The organism is Methylopila musalis, from assembly GCF_042679725.1.
GTDB classification, from domain to species: Bacteria; Pseudomonadota; Alphaproteobacteria; order Rhizobiales; family Methylopilaceae; genus Methylopila; species Methylopila musalis.
The window spans coordinates 1-1,431 of record NZ_JBHTMX010000347.1; the positions used below are offsets into that span (position 1 = coordinate 1).

The 1,431-nt window shown below is 72.6% G+C and carries 1 protein-coding gene and 1 pseudogene; both read right to left on the reverse strand.

The features are described 5' to 3' along the window. The coding region (locus ACFQ4O_RS17510; RefSeq protein WP_378777655.1) for a PspA/IM30 family protein at nt 1-946 on the reverse strand (946 nt) is incomplete at its 3' end. 192 nt (nt 947-1,138) lie between these two features. After that, nucleotides 1,139-1,431 (reverse strand): annotated as a pseudogene (locus ACFQ4O_RS17515) (RNA-directed DNA polymerase); the annotation flags it as partial.

Consider the following 1,431-nt stretch of genomic DNA (forward strand, 5'->3'; position numbering starts at 1 on the left):
CCTCCGGCGCGTGCCGGGCGAGCGAACGCTTCAGCTCGCTAAGCCGCGCTTCCGCCCCGCGCCCGGCGCCGGCGATGGCGGCCAGCGCCTTCTGGGCGTCCTCCACCTCCTCGGCGATCTCGGCGGCGGCGCGGGCCAGCGCCTCGATCTGGCTTTCGAGGTCGATCTGGCGGGCGACGCCGGCGCGCGCCAGATCCTCGCGGCCCTGCGCCAGCGCCGTCTCGATCTTGGCGTCGTAGCCGGCCTTCTCGCCGCCGAGGTCGCGCAGCCGCGCCTCGATGCGGTGGCGTTCGGCCAGCGCCTTGCCGAGATCGGCGCGGGCCTCGTCGGCCGAGCGGTCGATCTCGCGGATCGCCTGTTCGACCACGGCGACCGGGTTGCGGTTCTCCGCCTGATCGATCGCGGTGTTGGCGACGCCGGCGAGAAGCCGGCCGACGCGGGAGAGGATGCTGTCGCGGGCCATGGCGCCATCCTTGTCGTGAGAGGTACGGGGAGCGACGCCGACACGCACGTCATAGCGGTCGCCGTCGCGCACGAGCCGCGCCCAGAACGGGTCGCGCCAGCCGGCGGAGTAGCCGCCGACGTCGTAGGTGATCTCCACCCGTCCTTGGACGGTGGAGAGCGAAAGCACGTCCGGCCCCTTGATCGCGAACAGCTTGTCGTCGAGCGGCACGCCGAACAGGTCCGGGTCCCAGGCATGGGCCGTGAAGTCCCGGAGGCCGAGGGTGATGAGGCGGGCCGGCAGCCCGGTCCGCTCCCGGATGGCCGCATAGGCCCGGTCATGGAGGGCGGCGAGATTGCTGCCCGCCCCGGCCTGAAGCTCCGCCACGATGCGGCCCATCTCACCGTAGCGCTCGAAGGTGAGGTCGATCGCGGCGCGCTGCTCGGCCGTGGGCGAAAGCAGATAGCTCAGCGTCGTGCTGGCGTGGGGCGCGGGCCGTCTCATGCATCCAACTTGGAGTACAAAATAGGTGCTTTCAAGTGGAAAGGCTGTTTTCGTCCACTTTTTGGGCCTCCCGAAGCCTCCATGGCCGCGCAGAGCCGCTTTCGCGGACGCAGCGACGCGGCGCGCCCGCGCGATCGCGCGAGGGTCGGCAGGATGGGTCCGGATTGTGCGGCGACGCGTCCGGCCGGGGCTCTAGCGGCCCCGGCGGCGTTTCCATCGGCGGTAGAGCCGGCGGCCGCCGATGATGAGCGCCGCGAGGAAGACGAGCACCGCCAGACCGGGATGGATCGCGCCCGCGGCGTTCACCAGCACCAGCACGCCGATGACGGCGATGAGCGGGTGCATGGCGGGCGTGTCGTCCGACTCGGCGGAGGGCGCCGCCGGACCCGGAGGCGGGGCCGGGCGCTCGCTGAGGCGCGCCCGAAAGCCCGCGATGTCCAGCGCGCTGCGCGTCGGCTTCGCCGGCGCCTCGGGTTTCGGCGGCG